Annotated in this window: 12 protein-coding genes; 2 read left to right on the top strand and 10 right to left on the bottom strand. The window is 62.1% G+C overall.

Annotated features, from left to right (window positions below):
* Positions 1-3: 3 nt before the first annotated feature.
* Positions 4-1,485: an FAD-dependent tricarballylate dehydrogenase TcuA gene (tcuA, locus tag ABMC88_RS00565; RefSeq protein ID WP_349574882.1), complete on the top strand. Its 1,482-nt coding sequence runs from the start codon at positions 4-6 to the stop codon at positions 1,483-1,485.
* A gap of 22 nt (positions 1,486-1,507) precedes the next feature.
* Here tcuA and ABMC88_RS00560 read toward each other — a convergent pair whose 3' ends face one another.
* From ABMC88_RS00560 to trhA, 7 genes are all read right to left on the bottom strand, one after another.
* The gene (locus ABMC88_RS00560; protein WP_349574881.1) at positions 1,508-2,239 is read right to left on the bottom strand and encodes a WbqC family protein; all 732 of its coding nucleotides are present in this window, start codon (positions 2,237-2,239) and stop codon (positions 1,508-1,510) included.
* A 27-nt stretch (positions 2,240-2,266) separates the two neighbouring features.
* Positions 2,267-3,178, bottom strand: coding sequence for a hypothetical protein (locus tag ABMC88_RS18595; protein WP_500812337.1), 912 nt, complete (start codon positions 3,176-3,178; stop codon positions 2,267-2,269).
* A gap of 19 nt (positions 3,179-3,197) precedes the next feature.
* On the bottom strand, positions 3,198-3,884 hold the full coding sequence (locus ABMC88_RS00555; RefSeq protein WP_349574880.1) for a TauD/TfdA family dioxygenase: 687 nt from the start codon (positions 3,882-3,884) through the stop codon (positions 3,198-3,200).
* 211 nt (positions 3,885-4,095) lie between these two features.
* Positions 4,096-6,012, bottom strand: a complete 1,917-nt coding sequence (locus tag ABMC88_RS00550; RefSeq protein WP_349574879.1) for a DegT/DnrJ/EryC1/StrS family aminotransferase — start codon at positions 6,010-6,012, stop codon at positions 4,096-4,098.
* Between the two features lie 62 nt (positions 6,013-6,074).
* Positions 6,075-8,675: an AAA family ATPase gene (locus tag ABMC88_RS00545; RefSeq protein WP_349574878.1), complete on the bottom strand. Its 2,601-nt coding sequence runs from the start codon at positions 8,673-8,675 to the stop codon at positions 6,075-6,077.
* Positions 8,672-9,796 (bottom strand): metallophosphoesterase family protein, encoded by a 1,125-nt coding sequence (locus ABMC88_RS00540; protein WP_349574877.1) that lies wholly within the window; start codon positions 9,794-9,796, stop codon positions 8,672-8,674. The genes ABMC88_RS00545 and ABMC88_RS00540 overlap by 4 nt, the downstream gene beginning before the upstream one ends.
* 135 nt (positions 9,797-9,931) lie before the next feature.
* On the bottom strand, positions 9,932-10,576 hold the full coding sequence (gene trhA, locus ABMC88_RS00535) for a PAQR family membrane homeostasis protein TrhA (RefSeq protein ID WP_349574876.1): 645 nt from the start codon (positions 10,574-10,576) through the stop codon (positions 9,932-9,934).
* 156 nt (positions 10,577-10,732) lie between these two features.
* On the opposite strand from trhA, the gene ABMC88_RS00530 reads away from it, so the two are divergent.
* Positions 10,733-13,933 (top strand): reductive dehalogenase, encoded by a 3,201-nt coding sequence (locus ABMC88_RS00530; protein ID WP_349574875.1) that lies wholly within the window; start codon positions 10,733-10,735, stop codon positions 13,931-13,933.
* Here the strand turns inward: ABMC88_RS00530 and ABMC88_RS00525 are convergent.
* The 3 genes from ABMC88_RS00525 to ABMC88_RS00515 are packed head-to-tail and all read right to left on the bottom strand — an operon-like array spanning position 13,928 to position 18,028.
* Positions 13,928-14,989, bottom strand: coding sequence for a lipocalin-like domain-containing protein (locus ABMC88_RS00525; protein ID WP_349574874.1), 1,062 nt, complete (start codon positions 14,987-14,989; stop codon positions 13,928-13,930). The two genes, ABMC88_RS00530 and ABMC88_RS00525, sit on opposite strands and share 6 nt — an antisense overlap.
* Positions 14,979-17,372 (bottom strand): ABC transporter permease, encoded by a 2,394-nt coding sequence (locus tag ABMC88_RS00520; RefSeq protein WP_349574873.1) that lies wholly within the window; start codon positions 17,370-17,372, stop codon positions 14,979-14,981. The genes ABMC88_RS00525 and ABMC88_RS00520 overlap by 11 nt, the downstream gene beginning before the upstream one ends.
* Positions 17,369-18,028 (bottom strand): ABC transporter ATP-binding protein, encoded by a 660-nt coding sequence (locus ABMC88_RS00515; RefSeq protein WP_349574872.1) that lies wholly within the window; start codon positions 18,026-18,028, stop codon positions 17,369-17,371. Before ABMC88_RS00515 ends, ABMC88_RS00520 begins: the two co-directional genes overlap by 4 nt.
* Between the last annotated feature and the right edge of the window lie 109 nt (positions 18,029-18,137).

Raw genomic sequence — 18,137 nt, 5'->3', positions numbered from 1 at the left:
CCAGTGTCAAAATCAGTGATTGTCGTCGGAACAGGTAACGCCGCCCTATGTGCCGCGATTGCAGCGTTGGAGAACGGGGCGCAGGTGACCTTGCTGGAAAAGGCGGATCAGGCGCTATCGGGCGGGAATACAAAATACACCGCAGGTGCGATGCGCTTTGCCTATGACGGGGCGGCTGATCTTGTGCCGCTGCTGCGCAATCCCGATGATCCTCGCGTGCAGAACGCTGATTTCGGCAGCTACGACACCGGGAAATTCGGCAATGATCTGTTGGGCTTTAACGACGGGCGTCCGTTGTCCGAAGAGCAAGAGGCGCTTGTCAATCTGTCGGGCGAAACGATGCGCTGGCTTGCGTCACATGATGTGAAGTTTGAACCGATCTACAGCCGTCAGAGTTTTGAAAAAGACGGCCGCCATGTGTTTTGGGGCGGCCTGACACTGGCGGCCGAGAACGAAGGGGTGGGCCTGTTCGACATGGAACTGGCCGCCGTAGAGCGGATGGGCGGCACAGTCCGGTACAACAGCGCCGTGACGGGTCTTGTGACGGAAGAAGACCGCGTCACGGGCGTGCGTATCGGTGACGAGGTCCTTCATGCGGACGCGGTGATCCTTGCCTCTGGCGGGTTTGAGGCGAATGAAGATTTGCGGATCAAGCACATGGGCCCGAACTGGAAAGCCGCCAAAGTGCGCGGCACTCCGCACAACACAGGTGACGGGCTGACAATGGCCGCACAGGTCGGCGCGGCTGAATACGGGCTTTTTGCGGGATGCCATGCGACGCCGATGGATTTGCATATGGCCGACTTCGGAAACCTTGACCTGCCCGCAGGCGAGCGCAAGAACTACCGTAAGATTTCGTATTTTCTGGGCGTGATGCTGAATGCCGATGGCGCACGTTTTGTCGATGAAGGGGCCAATTTCCGCAACTACACCTACGCGCAATATGGTGCGGCCATCCTTGAACAACCCGGCCAATTCGCGTGGCAGGTGTTCGACAGCAGAGTGTTCGATCTGCTCTATGCCGAATACAGGTTCCATGACGCGCACTTTGTCGAGGCTGATACGTTGGAGGCGTTGGTGCCCCTGATGACGGGCGTCGACGTCGATGCCGCAACCGCAACGCTCAAGGCGTATAACGATGCAGTGGACGGACAAACTGGTTTTGACCCCACGGTTCTGGACGGCAATGGAACAACTGGTCTGACACCGCCCAAATCGAACTGGGCCCAAACCATCGACAAAGGGCCTTTTCGCGCTTTCCCAGTCACCGGCGGCATTACCTTCACATATGGAGGTCTGAAAGTGGACGCCAATGGCGGCGTCGTCAGGCAGGATGGATCGCTGATTGAAGGCTTGTTTGCCTGTGGTGAAGTTGTTGGCGGTGTGTTTTTTGCAGGCTATCCGGGCGGATCGGGCCTGACGTCTGGGGCGGTGTTTGGCCGCCGCGCGGGCTACGGCGCAGCAGGGGCAAGCCAGCCGCGCTGATACCTGCGCGGGTAGGGGCTGCCTAGGCGTTAGGCTGCGTCGGAATAAGGGTGCAGCTTGCAAGCGCCTCGCGCAGCTTTTCCCTCCCGCTCATCATCAGGCAATGTGCGATGGACAGGTCGGCGTGCGGTGTTTCAAGCCGCTGGGCGACGGCCTGCATATCAGGCTTCAGAAAGGGCAGGCTTTTGTTGCGCGGCGTGAAGTGATCAGCACTGTAGAGGTGCTGGCCGCTTGCCGGGTTTACGTAGGCGTGCGCGTTGATCGCATCGCAAATCTCGGTGACGCGGGTTTGCCTGCGCTGGGATGGATCGGTGAGGGCGCAGACATGCGGCTCGATCGTTGCGGGGATGTCCTGGGTGCCTAATATCTCTGTTTCGATCCCTAAATGCGCCACGATCTGTCTGATGCCATAGGTATTATAAGTGTCCAGATCAGGGGCCTGATGATAGATGATCCGCTCCAGAAGCTCCCAGTTTTCATGCGCATAGGGTGCAGTGCTGTAGGCTTGTTTGAAGCTGGAAAACATCTTGCGGCGCCACCTGTCTGCGGGATCAACCATGATGTCGGCGATGATCTTGGACGGGCTTGCTCCTTTTGTTGCGGGACGGATGTAAAACACGCCGTTGGGTCCAAGTATACGGTTTCTTGAGACCCAGGATTGCACCATGAAGTTGCACCGCCCGTAGGGCACAAATACATCGACAGCGTTTATGAGCTGGAAATACCCGATGTAGGGCAAGAAATAGGGCTGCATGATTGCACTGCTGCGGGCGGCCTGCATTTAACCCGCCACCCAACGGCCCGGGAATGACGTCTGGGGCAGGGGGGACAGACCCGTTGAGATTTTGCGCAAGCTGCCTGTGTTGCTGATGGCGTTTTCGCAGGTCCGGATTTCGCTGTTGCCGTAGTAGCTGCCATTCATCAGCAACAAGGTGCCCGCCACGTAATGCGCGCAGTCCGATCCGTTTTGCGGCCCTTGTAGCCTGCTTTGCGGGATCCATTCTTGCAACACAAAGTCATTGGGGTCTTGGGTGTCAAACAGGTCAGACCACTCTGCCTGTGTCATCAGGGGGCCTGCAAAAATGCTTTTGCTTTTGCCCAGAAAGCGGTGTTTCAGGATCCACGCCGCTGGGGTGTGGCGTGCTTTTGCCCAGATGTCTTCATGGCCTGCATGGCGGTAGGTCGGTATCAGATAGCGCCTGAAGTCCTGCGCAAGTGGCCCAAGGGCGGCCTCACAAACCGCGGGGTCAAAGATATCAGCAAAAAACGCCTTGTCATGCACCACAAAGACCGAGAGCGGGTCGTTGATCATTGGCACCTGCGCCAGTGCGCTCAGAACCGCGTCGGGCAGGGCACAGATTTCATCCATGGAAAGCTCACAGATCACAAACGCGCCCTCCAGCAGTCGAAGCAGGCGGTCCGTGTCGCGGTAGTCTACCAAATGCAGCGGTTGGGCAGACCCCTCGTAGGCGCGGGTCAAAAAGCGGCTGTCATTGCGCAGATCGTCGCCGCGCAAACACACGACACTGTCGGTGCCGTGCAAATAGCTTTCCAGATCGGCAAAGAACCCTGCGAAGGGGTCCTCTTGCGCGGCCTCAGGCACATGATCGGGATAGGCCGTCTGCATCATATGGGCGTTCAGCACATGCGTGATGTATCCGTTCTGGGTATACCGCGAAGTGACCTCGATCAGGCGGGGGGTGAGGGCGGCATCAAAGACATAGTCGGTGCGATAGGTGCCTGCCCGAAAGGGCGTGTCCCTCCAGAAGGCCGCAACGCGCTGTTTGGCCTTGGATAACGCTGCGAAACCCGCGGGTTTGTGGACCTCGAGCACCATGCGCCTGCATCCCTTTTTCAAGCGCGTCTTTGCGGTAGCGGATCGTGTTATCCGCGCCCACGACGGGCCCAAAGGTGAATTTGTCATTCTCTGTCTCGAACACATGTGGCACGGCAAAGGGGAAGTCATGGTTTTGCAGGGCCGCAATCATATCGTCGCCAACGCCCGCCTGCGCCAGATCCAGCAGTAAATCACCCAGCGTGAGGACAAAGGACCGCCCCCCGCCGCAGGCTGCGGGTTTTATACAGTAAAGGCAGAACGCGTCCTCTGGCGTGTTGCGGTATTGGCTGTCTGTGTGCAAGGCCGCCTCGTCGCTATGCTCCGAGAAGGTGCGCCCTTCGGTGGTGCCGCCGCTTTGCGCACGAATGTCCCACAGCAATGCGCCGCGTTTGTCGTGTGCCATGGGCGTGCCGATGTCGCGGGCCAAATCCAGCGTCAGTGCCTGCGCTTGTGCGACGCTGCCCACGTCACCGTAGTTGATCACGCAAAAACCTGCGGTGTGCAGTGCGTGGCGGACGGTGTCGGGCGTGGCGCTTGCGGCGGAAAGCCTGATAATGCTCATGAAGGCATGTTTCCTGTTAATTTGTGAATTTCTGAAATGATGTGATCGCTGGGAATATATTGCATGTCCGGATTGTTGGGCAGGCAGAATATGCGTGCGTAGATGTCTTCGGCCACGGGCAACGCGGTGCCGTCGACCCCGCGCATCGGTTGATAATATCGCCGCACCTCAAAGCCCGACACAGGGGTCGACCAATCAATCGGTCTGGGGCTTAGAAAGGGGTGAAGCTGGTTGGTGATTTGGGCGTATACCCTGCGCTAAACGGGGTAATGCCCGCATCCGCGTCGACCATAAGCGAGATGTTGCGCCTGCGTTGAAGGCGATAGCGGTGCCCCCAGTCGTGCATCCGCTCTAGCCGTTCCAACACGGCTGCGGCACTCAGATCGCTTAACTTGCCGTTCATCGCAAAGGGTGCCACCTGCGCGGGCAGTCCAACGCCAAAGTTGGCCAGCTTGCGAATAATCTGCGCCTGCGCGGCGTTGCAAATAATCAGCCCGCATTCTCCATGACCCCAGGCTTTCGTATGATGCGCCGAGATGATCTCCATCGGTGCATTTTCCCTGAGCGCGGATGCAGGGCGGTCCAACAGCCCGACCGCATTGTCGATGACCAAGGGTTTGCGCTGCGCACGGCAGGCCGCCGCGATGGGGTCCCACTTGCTGTGGTTGGCAAAGGCATTGGTGTGGATGACGCCGCCGAATTCATCGGCCCCCAGCGATGCCATCTGATTCAGGTCAAACCCGCCGTCTGGCGTGCAATCAATGGCGCGGGTCTGCGCCAGCGGCCCGATACTGGCCGAAAAGAAGGTAAAGCCGTTTGACAACCACGTTAGGTGATCGCTTTGCCCCGTCTCGATTGCGGCGGCGCCGCATGTCAGCGCCAAAGCTGCGGAGCCATTGGCTACGGCCACCACATGGCGGTGCGCGGGCAATGCCAGTTGGACGGCGATAACCTGCTCCAGCAGATGCGCAACAGGGCCGCCATTGGCATAGCGGTTGGCCTGTGCCGACAGGGTCATAAAGTCTGCAATGCGCTGGAAGTCGGGTGACTTGTTCTCAAGAAACTGGACCTCGCTGCGCAGGCCCGGGGCGGTGAGTGCGGCAGGCTGTGGCTGCGGTACGCCGTGGTCTGTTGCGATTTGCACAAGCTGCGGTGCACGTTCAGCAAATGCGCTGTCAAAAACGGGCTGCATCGGTTGCGCAACGGCGGCTGGCCACTCTGCGCTGACGCGGCGTAAATGATGTTTGTAGGTGGTCACCCAATTGGCCCGCGCTGCGATGTTTGGCGCACAGGCGGCGAGGCTTCCGCCAAAATCGAGGAAAGCGATGTCATCGAAGCTTTCAAAAGCATGCAGGCCTAGAAATGTCGTCGTCGCCTCACCCGCGTTTGCAGCGACCAAAGGCGATTGCCCCTGATGCCGGGCCAGCCAGTCCGCGACCACATCGCGCAGCGCGTCACATTGCAATCTTGCCCCCGCGATCGGCACGTTATGCACCTGCGCATCATGCACACCCCATCCCGTCAACGCGGTGGTGAACTCCGAATTGCCCAGCAGCAAAACAGGTCTGTCTGCCATCTGCGCGATCAATTTGCCAAAGGTCTGCGATATAACTGCGGCCTTCAGCTCGTGACCTGTCCAGCCACCGTTTTCAATATTGTCGAGATGTTTGGGATCGGTAAAGTATCGCCTGATCTCATCCGTATGGGTGCGATTTGCAATCGGAGTGCTCTCGATGGCATAGCTGCCGGGCCAAGGTTCCAGTGACGACACAAAAGTCAGCCCCTGGGACGGGTCGGGCAGGTTGCGCAACCGCGCAAGAAGCGGCCCAAGAAACCCGCCACCAAAAAACGGCACATCGCTAAAGCCTGTCATCGCGTCCAGCTCGGCGCCGTCATGTGTCATGATCTGCGCCCGCGGAATGCCCAGATTTTCAAGCTTTACCAACAGCTCCCAAATGCCGTGGTTGAGTTTGAGGTACGCGAATTTCTCTTTTGCGCCAAGCTTGTCAAGAATGACGTCAAAGCCGGGTTGCGGAAATTGTTCGTCAAATTCAGCCGCCAAAACATTTATCTGGAAAGAGAGCTCCGGTACTGGTGTAACAGTCTGCTGCACCGTTCGGGTGGGCATATCGCGCAGACGCGCATCTGTCTACAAATTTGGGCTGCGCGGCCTGCCGAGGCTGTCGCGCATCAAAGACCTGTGGCGGGCCTGAACCCGAGGCTGGGCGCGCCAAGCTCGCGGAAGGCACGTTGGCGGCACGACAGAACGATGATCTGCAAATCGCCCGCGGCACCATGCAGCGCGTCGAACATCCGCTCGATCCGGTCATCGTCCGAATAGACCAGCGCGTCATCCAGAATAAGAGGCGCATGGCGGCCTGATTTCGCAAGTAGGCGGGCAAAGGCGAGACGGACAAGAAACGCAATCTGCTCTTGCGTGCCGCCCGACAGGACGTCAATCGGCTCTTCTGTACCTTTGCGCAGCAGCGATACAGGCAGCAGGGTTTCGTCGGACCACTGAAGCTCTGCGTCGTCCCACAGATCGGCGAGCAAGGGGCGCAGCTCTTCTGCGACGGGGGCGAAATACGTCTCACGCGCGGCTTTCTGGGCGGTGTCCAACGCGTCCAGAAGGCGCACCAGAACGTCCTTTTCCTGAACGACCCGCGCCAACGTTGCCTGCGCCACGCTCAGCCGTCCGCGCACATCTTCCAGCGCTTCTTCGACACCTTCCTGCCCGCGGATTTCGATCCTGACGTTCAATTCGGCAATCTGCTTTTCGATGCGCACACGGTCTGCGGCGGCTGCCCGCGCCACCGCCTCAAGGCGGTCATGCCGCGCCTTGAGGCTCTGCACATCGGGTAGTTTGCTGGCCAGCGTTTCGGCCGCGGTTTGGGCGTCGGTTGCTGCACGCAGCAGCTCTTCGAGACGGGTTTGCCCTTCGGCTGCGTTCAAAGGGGGCAATCCTTCGACATCACGGGCCGCTTTTTGCTGGCGTTCATGGGCGGCGGCCTTTTTGGCCTCTGTCTGGGCAAAGATGATCGCGCAGGCCTGTCGCTTGCTGTCTGTCTGGCGGGCGTCTGCCTGAGCCTGTTCCAGCGTCTGTTCCGTTTGCAGTCGCGCCGCCATGGCGCTGGCGCGGTCGGGGAGGTCCGTGGCATCGCTTGTTTCATCGATGGCAATCGCCGCCCGCAGCAGGCGCAGATGCTCAACGCCATCAGGGGCCAGTGTTTGCAGCGCGTTTTGCGCAAGGTCATGTGCGCGTTGTGCTTGTGCGCGGATGCGGGCGGCATCGCGCAGGCCCGTCATATCGGGCCAGCCGCCAGCATCCAACGCGGTGGCAAGGCTGGCTTGGGCCTGCGCGATGGTGGCGCTTGTTTCCTGATCGGCGGTGTCGATCTGTAGCTGGCCAATGCCCGGCAGGGTGATCATGCCATCGGCGGGCAGCGGCGTCGGGGTTTGGGCGGCCACGGGAGTGCCGCCCATTGTCACCATTGGCGCATCGGGGTCGTAATGGGCGATGACACGCGGGGCTGCCGCATCGCGCACGGCCTCGCTGGTAGTGACGGCGCGGGCCAGCTTTTCGATGGTGTCGACGGTTTTGTCGTCCGGCCCTTTCGAGATAATGGCATGGGCGGCGATGCGGTCGGCATCAGCGGCCTCGGCCTGCGCGATGACTTTGCCAAGGCGGGTGTGTTCGTCTTTGGCGGTTTTCGCACGGGCATGGTCGTCGATGCGGCGCAGCATCTTATCCGCCTCAGCGTGGGCGGCGGTTGCTGCGGATAGGGCGGCCCCCGCAGCGGTGTCGGCTGCTTGCGCATCATGGGATTTTTGGGCGGCGGCGGCATGCGCCTCGTCGGCTTGGGCATAGGCCGAAGTTGCCTTTTCCAACTCGTCCCAAAGTCCGTTTTGCCGCGCAATTTCGGCGCGTTCCGAGTCCGCCTTGGCCTTGGCCAGATCGGCGCGGGTGCGCAGTGTCTCCAACTCTTGCGCCAGCCCTTCCGCCTCTTTCAGCGCGGCCCCCGCAGCGGCCAAATCCGCGCGCCGCTTTTGGGCTGCTTCGGGCGCGTCGAGCGTGCCAAGCTCGGCGGTCAAGCGCCGCCGCGCATCCAGATCACTGCGCAGCGCCTCAACAAGGCCCGCCAGCTCGGCCTCTTGCGTGCCCAGCGCGTCTACCGCGTCTTGCGCGTCTGCCCAGCGGCCGCCTTTTCGCGCACCGCGACTGGATTGCAGACGGTTCAGCGCCTCTGATACTTCCGAGCGGATGCGGTCCATACGCTCGCCGCCTGTGACTTGCTCGACCGCGCCCGAAATCGCGGTGAGCAGATCACGCCGTTTTTCAAACTCGTCGCGCTGGTCCTTTTTCTCGCTGGCTTCCAGAAAGACGCGGCCCTGACGGACCCACAGCAATCCGCCGGGTCCGCCAGCAGCGCCAGAAACCAGATTGGCCAGCCAGTCTTCGGCGGCTTCGGCCTGATGCACCAATGTCCCGTCGCGCCAGATCCGTGCCGATGCGCCTGTCAGCCATTCCTTTCGGATGCGCCATGTGGCGCCCTCATGCTCCAACGTGCATTCCACGCTGACTTTGCCGCCCGAATGCGGGCGCAGGGCGGTCACATCGCCTGACTTGCTGTTGTGTTTGAGGAAAAACACCGCATGCAGCGCGTCAAAGAGGGTGGATTTGCCCGCCTCGTTGGGTTCGCACAGCAGCGTTACACCATCGCCAATCGGGCCAATGGTGACAGGCTCCGTAAAGCGCCGCACATTATCCAGCGTGATCTCGCGCAGCTTCATGTCATGTCCTCTGTCGCCATTGCGTGAAGCCGCCGTAGGGCCGCTGCCGCGATGTCGCGGTCGTGCTCGGACAGGGTGGCGCTGTTGGCGTCGGCGGCAAGGGCGTCGCTGGCCGTGCGCAGCGCACCACCGATTGAGATAGCCTCTAGGTCCTGTGCCTCGATCTCGGTCTGCAACGCCGATGTCTCCAGCTCAAAGTGGCAGAACTCGGGGCCGACGCTGGCCTCCAGCGCGGCTAATTGCGAACTTTCGCCAAGGGTCAGGCGGCCCTGCGCGGCGACTTTGACCAGCATATCGCGGTGTGCGGTGTCGGGCAGCGCTGCGCGTATCTGCGCGTGCGGATCATCGCCGGGCAGCAGGTCCAACGTGACGGATTGCCAATCCAGCACGCCGACAGGCACCTGGTGGATGCGGGGCGTCGCGGTGGCCGCGTCAATGTCCACGATCAGGCAGATGCCGCATCCATTGTGTTTGAACCCCGTCCGCTCTGGCGCGCCAGAGTAGGCGGTGCGCGGTGACACTTGGGTAAACCCGTGCCAGTCGCCAAGCGCGAGATAGTCGAGACGCGCGCGTTGGTCGCGGTCGGGTGCGATCACGTCGGCGGGCATGACGCCCTCGCTGAAGCCCTTGATGGAGCCATGTGCCAGACCGATGCGAATGGCCCCGTCGGGGGTGGGGGCCGTGTCCATCCATCCTGTCGGGTCTTCGGTGGGGTGGCGTGTCGCCAACGGGGCGGGCAGTAAAAAGACGCCGTCCTGCATCTGCGCAGGGTCGGGGCTGAACAAGACCCGCAGATTTGCGTGGCCCAACTGTTCAATCCCGTCCCATGTGGCCTGCGCTTCGCGCAGGTTGTCGTGGTTGCCGGGCAGCAGCCACCATGTCAGATCGGTCGCCTCGGCCATCTCGGTCGCCATTTGCCGCCATGTTTGCGCCGCGGGATTTGGGGTTTCGAACAAATCCCCCGCAACAAGGATATGGGGCGCTTGGTGTTCCCGCGCGATCGCGATCAACCTGCCGATCACGTTTTGGCGTGCCACGCGCAAACGGTCCGAAGCCGGATACCCGCCAAAAGGTTTGCCAAGATGCACATCCGCAGTGTGCAAAAAGCGAATGGCGGTCATGATCAAATCCCCTATGAAATATGGCTGTGCCGACAGGCCTGTCTTGCGCCAATCGGCGCCGTGTATCTTCAACTGTAACGCTGTGCTTGTACAGAGGCCACCACGCAGCATAAAGCGGCGCTAGGGGGGGGCAGGTCAGCCCTGAAACAGCGCGATCCAGATGCCGATAAACATACAGATGCCGCCAAAGTTGACGCACATATGCCACAGCGAATAGCGGAACGGCAGGGCCTTGCGTGCGTAGAACGTGGTGCCCACGACATAGCAACACGCCCCCGCGATGATCCACCAAAGCGTGGTCAGCGGCACGCCCTCCAGATCGGGCAGGGCCGACAGGCCAATCGCGCCCAATCCAAGATATGATGCCGTCGACCAGCGTGATTTGACGGTCGCATTGGTGATCTTGTTCCACACGGCGAGCGCGGTCAAAGCCCAGCAGATGACCAGTAGGCTCATCGTCCATGTGGTGTTCGCCAAAACAAAGAACGGGGTGAAGGTCCCTGAAATGCTGGGATATATCGCGGCATGGTCAATGCGGCGCAGCAGGATGCGGCGGTCGTGCAGGGACGAAAAGTGATAGGTCATCGAGGCCAGATTGGAGGCCAGCGCACAGACCACATATACCACCATTGCCCAAACCAACGCCTTGCTATGGCCGCTGTAGTCAGCCCGCATTAGCAAAACGGTTGCGGCCACGATCAGGACAAAGCCTATAACATGCACGGCAAGGTCGGCACTGCGGTGCGTAGGAACGGGGCTTGGATAGGTTGTGTGGGTCATCGGGCGCTCTGTCTTTGGTCGGATGTGCCTAGCCCGCAATGCGGGCGGATGTCCACGGGTTCCTGTGCGTCGCATTCTGCGCAGGGGTCATTCTTTGCCGTGACCCTTGCCCGATGTTGCGGTACGTTCGCCCCACGTACACACAGGACCCCCGAAATGAAGTTATTCTCTGGCAAAAACAGGCCGATACACCAAGGCGGCTTTCCGTCAGAGCTGTTGCAGCGCAGCGACCGGATGCCCGATTTGTCGCAGGTGCCGGCGGCGCGGCCGCTGGCGTTTCAGCGCGGTGATGACCCGCGCAGTATCGTGAATGCGATGCGGGAATATCAGGCGATGCTGGACGTGATCCGCCAAGGGCACGTGAACGCCGCCCGCGCTGATTGCCCCTCGGATGTGGATGCGCGGGCTTCCCACCTCAAATCCTTTGGCTATTTCGCGGATGCGGCAGTGGTCGGCATATGTGCGCTGCCACAGGCGGCGATGTTGCAGACGCCCCACCACAACCCCGACATGACGGCCTTGGGGGACAAGCTGCAAACCCGTCAGGCCAAAACCCTCGCTGCGGGGATTGATCAGGTTATGGCCGACCTGCGCGATGCGATTACAGCCCCGCCAAGGGGCATTGATGACCACAGCCATGCCATCGTGCTGATGTATGAAAACCCCCGTGAACCAGACGCGGACGAGGCAGGAACCGCGTGGATCGAGGACGCCTCTGCCCACCGCGCAGGGCTTCTGGCCGCAGAGACAGCCGTGGTGCTGGCCGAATATATTCGCCTCTTGGGGTTTGAGGCGCGGGCGCATACGGTCACGACCGCAGATGTGGATTTGAACAAGCTGGCCGTGGCCGCGGGGCTTGCCACTGCCACGGCGCAGGGCCTGTCCCACCCTTATATCGGCACGCGGTTCGGACTGGCGGCGGTGACGACCACCTTTCAGATGGCCGTTGATGCGCCCTTGGCCAAAGAACAGCCCGCGTCGGCCTTTGGCCTGAAATGGCGCATTGGTGCAGGGCAGGAGCGCACGGCCTTTAACGCGGTGCCCTTTGCCAAACGGCGGTTTGTGGACGGGGGCCACCCTTTCGAGACGCTGAAACGGGTGGACGACCCGACCACCTTCATCGACGCGGCCCGCGTGGCACGCGTGCCCAAACGGGCCGACATGTTCGCCCGTGCGCAATTTGGCGACATGGGCAAAACGGTGCAAAAGGGCGCGACAGGCGGGCTTTATGTGCGCAGGGCCGCCCCCTCGATGGCGCAGCGCCGCGCTTTGGCGGCGTTTGTGCCACTGCAGGACGGTGACGTGACACAGACAAAGGCGGATATCCCCGCGCCCCAAGCGGCCGATCTGGTCAAGGCCACCGCCTATTGGCTGGGCTGCGATGCGGTGGGCATCTCGGCCTGTCCCGACTGGACGTGGTACAGCCATGACGCCCGTGGCGATGCGATTACACCGCCCCACGATCAAGCGATCAGCGTGATCATTGATCAGGGGTTCGACACGATGGAGGGCGCAAGCGGCGATGACTGGATCAGCGTCGCGCAGTCTATGCGCGCCTATCTGCGATTCTCGCTGCTGGGCGGTGTTTTGGCGCAGCAAATCCGCAATCTGGGCTATAGCGCCAAGGCGCATACAGTGATGGATGGCGAGGTCTTGCAACCGCCGCTGTTGTTGCTCGCAGGGTTGGGAGAGGTCAGCCGTATCGGCGAAGTCATCCTGAACCCTTTCCTTGGCCCGCGCCTGAAGTCGGGTGTGATCACCACCGACATGCCGATGACCCACGACAAACCCATCGACTTTGGCCTGCAAAAATTCTGCGAAAGCTGCAACAAATGCGCTCGTGAATGCCCCTCGGGGGCGATCACCGCAGGGCCGAAACGCATGTTCAACGGTTATGAGATCTGGAAATCCGACAGCCAGAAATGCGCGACCTACAGGATCACCACGCCGGGCGGGTCCATGTGCGGGCGGTGCATGAAAACCTGTCCGTGGAACCTTGAGGGGCTTTTTGCCGAAAAGCCGTTTCGCTGGGCCGCGATGAACCTGCCTGCGGCGGCGCCCGTGCTGGCACGGCTGGATGATGCGCTGGGCAAGGGCGGGCTTAATCCGGTTAAGAAATGGTGGTGGGATCTGGCGCTGGAGGAAGACGGATCATACGCGCCGACGAAAGAACCCGTGAACGCGAGGGGCCTGCAGAAAGACCTTGAGTTAAAGCACGAGGACCAGACCCTTGCCGTCTATCCTGCGCCGCTTGCGCCGCCTCCCTATCCATACCCCTTCCCGATGGACCGCGAGGCGGGCATTGCCGCCTATGACGCGATGATCAGCGCGGATGACTATAAGGCGCATCTGCGCGATGGCACCGTTGATCAGGTCGCGCATGTCTATGCGGCCACGGGCGACAGCCCTGTTATCCCCGCGGTCATCAGCAAGGCCGAAGCCATCGCCGACGGCATCACCAAATACGAATTCCGCGCCGTTGATGGGCGCGACCTGCCCGCATGGAGCGCAGGTGCGCATCTCGACATTGTGGTCGCCCCCGAGTTTTTGCGTCAATATTCCATGTCGGGTGATCCTGCGGACCGCAGCCTTTACCAGATTGCGGTGCTGAAAGAGGACGCAGGGCGTGGCGGCTCCAAACTAATGCACCGGATATTCGATGTGGGGCGCAGGGTGTTCATCTCTCGGCCGATCAATCACTTTGCGCTGGATGCGGATGCCCCACATACCGTGTTGATGGGCGGGGGCATTGGCATCACTCCGATGATCGCTATGGCGCATGAGTTATACGCCAAAGGCCGCCCTTTCGCGCTGCACTATTCCGGTCGAAGCCGTGCTACGATGGGCTTTCTGGACGACATCGCGGGTTTTGGCTGGGCGGACCGCGTGGTGCTGCATATCTCGGATGAAAGCAGTCGCGCTGATCTGGCCGCAATCATGGCAGCGCTGCCGAACGGCACGCATCTGTATACTTGCGGCGCGCAGGGCTATATGGACGCCGTGATCCAAGCGGCATCGGACGCGGGCCTGCCCGAAGACGCGGTGCATCTGGAATACTTCACGCTCCCCGAGGTGCCAGAATACCAGAACCACGACTTCACCCTGCGGCTTGCCCGCTCGGGGCGTGATCTGCCGGTGCCTGCGGGGCGTGTGGCGACCGATGTGCTGGCCGAGAACGGCGTGCATCTGGATGTGAAATGCGCGGACGGGCTGTGCGGTGTGTGCAAATGCACCCTATTGGGCGGCGAGGTCGAGCATCGCGATTTCGTGCTGTCCAAAGCGCAGCGGGCGGATACGGTGATCTTGTGTCAGTCCCGTGCCGCGCAAAAGGACGGCGTGATCGAAGTGGATTTATAGCTCTCGGTCGTATCCCGTCATCTCCAGATACCCGACACCCTGATGGCTGCCTGACACGGTCACCGGCCCCTCCCAATAGGGCACCGACAGGTCCATCCATGCGTGCGGGTTGAGCGCGCCCACGGTCACATCCACGCCGTAATCGGGCACGCGCACCTGCCAGCGCGTCGGCACCTCGCGCCCGCCCACGTCTGATACCGTCAAAGGCTCGGCCTGAAAGCTGCCGTCGGGCAGGGGCGTTGCCGCACCCGCCGCCGTGATCCATGTGCCAGAGGTAAAGTAGCTGCCGTCCGCCTGCCGCAGTCTGAACCCCATCAGCTTGTCCCCGTCCTCAAACGAGAGCGAGAACCAGTCCCACCCCGTCTGGTCACTGGCCAGCGGTTGCGATGACCACTCACGGTCCAGCCACGCATTGCCGGTGACGGCCACATCGCCGCCGGGCAGGGTCAACGTGCCCTCCAGCGCAAAGAAGGGTTGCGAGTAGTAATAGCTGGCCTGCCCCTGCTGGGATTTGACCGAATAGCCGCCGTCGCCTTGGAAAACCAACGGGCCTTGAGTCTCCAGCGTCACGTCATAGGCGAACTGGGTGCCTGCGGCCCGCAGGGTCACGCGCTCCATCGTCTCGCCGCGCATGTGCCAGTCGTCGATCCACGCCTCGAAGGGGGCAGGGGTCACGCCAGCCTGTCCAACACCGCCACGGGCAAAGCGTTCGGCCGTGTGATGCGCGTCTTGCGTAGTGACAGCAGCATGGCCCAGCCAGATTTGCGGGCTGTCCCAATCGTTCGTGGCAAAGGGCGCAAGGGCCGAACGGAAGAGCGTCCATTGCAGCCCGTAGGGGGTGCCATTCGCATCGGTCATATTGGCAGTCACATACCACCATTCGATCCGGTAGTCGTTGTGCGGGCCATGATCGGCGGGAAAGTCGAATTGCGGGTCGGGGGCAGGGGTGGCAAAGCCCTCGGCCTGCGTGCCCATGCCCGCAAACCCTTGCGCCAGACCAAAAGCGGGCGCACCAAAAGCGAGGAGCGTAGCGAGGAGCGCGGCCTTACCGTTCATTTGCAAATACCTTCAACAAATCCGCAGGCGGCGTGCGCGCCAGCTTGCGAGCAGGCCATGCCGCCGCCAGTGTCGCCGCCAGCAGCGCAAAGCCCCCCAGCACCGCATACTCACGCGGAAACACATACATCGGCAAACGCCAGCCAAAGGCTTCGACATTTACCACAGCCAGCAAGACCCACGCCAGCGCCATCCCCAAAGGCAGCGCACAAACCGCCGTCAGGGTCGCCAGTACAACCGCCCGCACCAGTTCCAACTGCCCCAACCGCGCCCGCGTCATCCCCAAGGCCCAGGCAGGCGCCAGTTGCGGCAGGCGCATCCCCGCCAGCGTCAGCAAGCTCATGAAAATGGCAAACCCCGCCACGCACAGCGTCAGCACATTCAGCGCGGCAGTCACCGTGAAGGTCCGCTCAAACACGGCCAATGAGAACGCCTTGATCTGAGCCTGATCCGTAATCGCCTGATCGCCAAGGCCAAAGTCGTCGCGCAAAGCCGCCCGCAACTCTTGCGGTGCATCGGTCCGCAGGCCAAAGCGCAAGGCCCGCACATCGGGATGCAAGCGCGTGAACAATGGCTCAGTCACAATCGCCTGCCCGATGGGGTTGCCGTAATCGCCGAAGACCCCCGCAATAGGCAGCGATGTGCCCTCCGAAATTTGCAGCACATCCCCGACCCACAGGCCCGCCCGCCGCGCCAACTGCTCGTTCACCAACAGCGCCTCGCCGCGTGCCACACGGTCCCAGACCTTTGCCGATTGATCCAAAAGGCCCCAATTCTCGCGGTAGGTCGCGCCGATCCGTGCGCCATAAAGCTCGGCTGGCAGCCCCGCCAGTTCGGCCTCGACCGACAGCAGAGGCAGGATCTCGGTCACGTAAGGGGCTACAAATGCCTCCAACGCCTGCGCCTGCTTGGCACTTTCGGTGCTGACATAAAGCTCGGAGGCAAGCCGCTGGTCCAGAAATCCGGTAAAGGTCAGACGAAAGCTCGACACCATGGTCGACACACCGACGTTGGCCGCCATCGCCAGCAGCAGCGCCATCAGCGCAAGGCTAAGCCCCGGCAGTTGCTGACGCGTATCGGCCCAGAACCACTGTGCCGTGACGCCTTTGGCCACGCGGCCCATGGCGCGCAACGCGACGTCCAACACCAAAGGCAGCGCCAGCGCCGCGCCGATCAGCAAACAGGCCAGCAGGCCAAAGCCCATGACCAGCCCGCTGCCCACCGCCGCCAGCAGCGCTGCGATTGCCAGCAACCCGATGCTTGCCCCCATCTGCACCTGTCGCATCCGTTCGCGTGCGGTGGCCCATGCCCTTGGCCGCGCACTTGCCAACAGTGGCATCCGCGCCACCGAGGTCAGCGCCCCCGCCGCCGCAATCGCCGTGCCCAGCACCGATATCGCCATGCCGGACAGCCACCAAACAGGCCGCAATTGCAACGTGCCCGACACCTGCGCCCCATACAGCCCCTTGAGTGTTGCGGCCACATCGGGCAGCAGGCTCGCCGCGACCAGATACCCCGCACTCACCCCCAACAGACCGCCGACAAGCGCCAGCGCCAGTAACTCCGCCGCCATCAGGACAACAAGTCGACGCAAGGGCAGCCCCAGCGCCCGTAGCGTGCGGACCATGGCGCGGCGTTGTTCGAACGCGAGGCCAACGGCACCGTGAACGATGAAAATCCCCACCGCAAAGCTCAGCAAGCCAAAGGCGGTGAGGTTCAAATGAAAGCTGTCCGTCAGCCGCGCCACATCCGAGCCGCCCTGCGCGGCACGGCGCGTCAGTTCAGGTGCGACCTGTGCGAGGGGCAGGCGGCCTATGGGTTGATCGGGGGCGACGATAAGGCGGCTTAGCGTGCTGCCCGCGTCCAGCAGGCGCTGGGCCACAAAGATGTCGGTGATGGCCGTGTCGGGGGCGATGGACGGCTCGATCACGATGGGGGTGTCCAGCACGCCGCGCAGCTTGGCCGCCGTGGCGGCATTGGCAAAGACGGGCCTGTCGTTCAGGAACCCTTGCAAATCGCCACCGACCCCCACAGGCCCCAAGCCTCCGGGTGCTGTGAGCGGATCAATCCCGACCAGCCTGATGCGTGCGGATTGCTCCCCAATCTGCCCCTCAACCACAGGCCCCACCAGCCAGCCCGCCCGCCGCAGGGCGATATACGTCTCTTGCGCGATTTCGTCCGTAGACGTGGGCAGCAGCTGGTCATATTGCCCTTCACCCAATGTGGCGGCGGCTGCGCCATAGCTGGCCCGTGCCTCGGCGTTGACGGCCTGCACGCCCGACCAAAGTGCTGTGGCCAGCGCCAGACCCGCGATCAGCGTAAACAGCTGCAACGGGTTGCGCCGCCAATGCGACCAAAGTGCGGCAAGCGCTGCGCGGGTCACGGGGCGATCACCCCTTGGCGCAGATGCGCCCGCCGCGCCATCTGTGCGGCCAGCGTGGGCGAGTGTGTCACCATGACCAGCGCCGCGCCCGTCTGCGCCACCAGATCGCGCATCTGCTCCATCACCGCTGCGGCGGTTTCCTCGTCCAGATTTCCCGTCGGCTCATCCGCGAGGATCAGCTTTGGCTTGGCGGCCAATGCGCGGGCGATGGCCACGCGCTGTTGCTGGCCGCCTGACAGCTGCTCGGGGTATTTTCGCAGATGCTCGGACAGGCCCAGCCGTGCTGCCAGATCCTGCGCCGCCGCAGCGTCATAGACCCCCGCAAGCCGCGCCTGAAACGCGATGTTGGCAGCCACATCCAGCGAAGGGATCAGATTGAACTGTTGAAAGATGATGCCCACATGGTTGCGGCGCACGGCGGCGCGTCCCGCATCATCAAGGCTGGCGATGTCTTGCCCCTCCAGCACCACGCGCCCCGCGTCCGCGGTATCGAGCCCGCCAATCAGGTGAAGCAGCGTGCTTTTGCCCGACCCGCTTTCGCCTGTAAGGGCAAGCGTGTCGCCGGCCGCCACCTCCAGATCAATGCCGCGCAGCACCGGCACGGGGCCGTCGTTTCCTGCGTATGATTTTGTAAGGTTCTGGACGTCTAGTAACATGGGCGCGCTCCGCTCTGCCCCAAGACCTATCGCGGATCGGCGCCATTGCCATCCCGATTTTGCCCCCGTCGGTCCATTTGCCGCGCCGCGCTGGTCAAGCGCGCCCCGC

Source organism: Sulfitobacter aquimarinus (assembly GCF_040149565.1).
GTDB classification, from domain to species: Bacteria; Pseudomonadota; Alphaproteobacteria; order Rhodobacterales; family Rhodobacteraceae; genus Sulfitobacter; species Sulfitobacter aquimarinus.
The sequence above is the reverse complement of the archived record's forward strand: the minus strand, read 5'-3'. Positions and strand labels throughout refer to the sequence as shown.

Excerpts from the sequence above, each read along its gene's own strand:
- ABMC88_RS00560 (WP_349574881.1), bottom strand. The coding sequence starts at position 2,239 with ATGCAGCCCTATTTCTTGCCCTACATCGGGTATTTCCAGCTCATAAAC.
- ABMC88_RS00555 (WP_349574880.1), bottom strand. The coding sequence starts at position 3,884 with ATGAGCATTATCAGGCTTTCCGCCGCAAGCGCCACGCCCGACACCGTC.
- ABMC88_RS00550 (WP_349574879.1), bottom strand. The coding sequence starts at position 6,012 with ATGCCCACCCGAACGGTGCAGCAGACTGTTACACCAGTACCGGAGCTC.
- ABMC88_RS00545 (WP_349574878.1), bottom strand. The coding sequence starts at position 8,675 with ATGAAGCTGCGCGAGATCACGCTGGATAATGTGCGGCGCTTTACGGAG.
- ABMC88_RS00540 (WP_349574877.1), bottom strand. The coding sequence starts at position 9,796 with ATGACCGCCATTCGCTTTTTGCACACTGCGGATGTGCATCTTGGCAAA.
- trhA (WP_349574876.1), bottom strand. The coding sequence starts at position 10,576 with ATGACCCACACAACCTATCCAAGCCCCGTTCCTACGCACCGCAGTGCC.
- ABMC88_RS00530 (WP_349574875.1), top strand. The coding sequence starts at position 10,733 with ATGAAGTTATTCTCTGGCAAAAACAGGCCGATACACCAAGGCGGCTTT.
- ABMC88_RS00525 (WP_349574874.1), bottom strand. The coding sequence starts at position 14,989 with ATGAACGGTAAGGCCGCGCTCCTCGCTACGCTCCTCGCTTTTGGTGCG.
- ABMC88_RS00515 (WP_349574872.1), bottom strand. The coding sequence starts at position 18,028 with ATGTTACTAGACGTCCAGAACCTTACAAAATCATACGCAGGAAACGAC.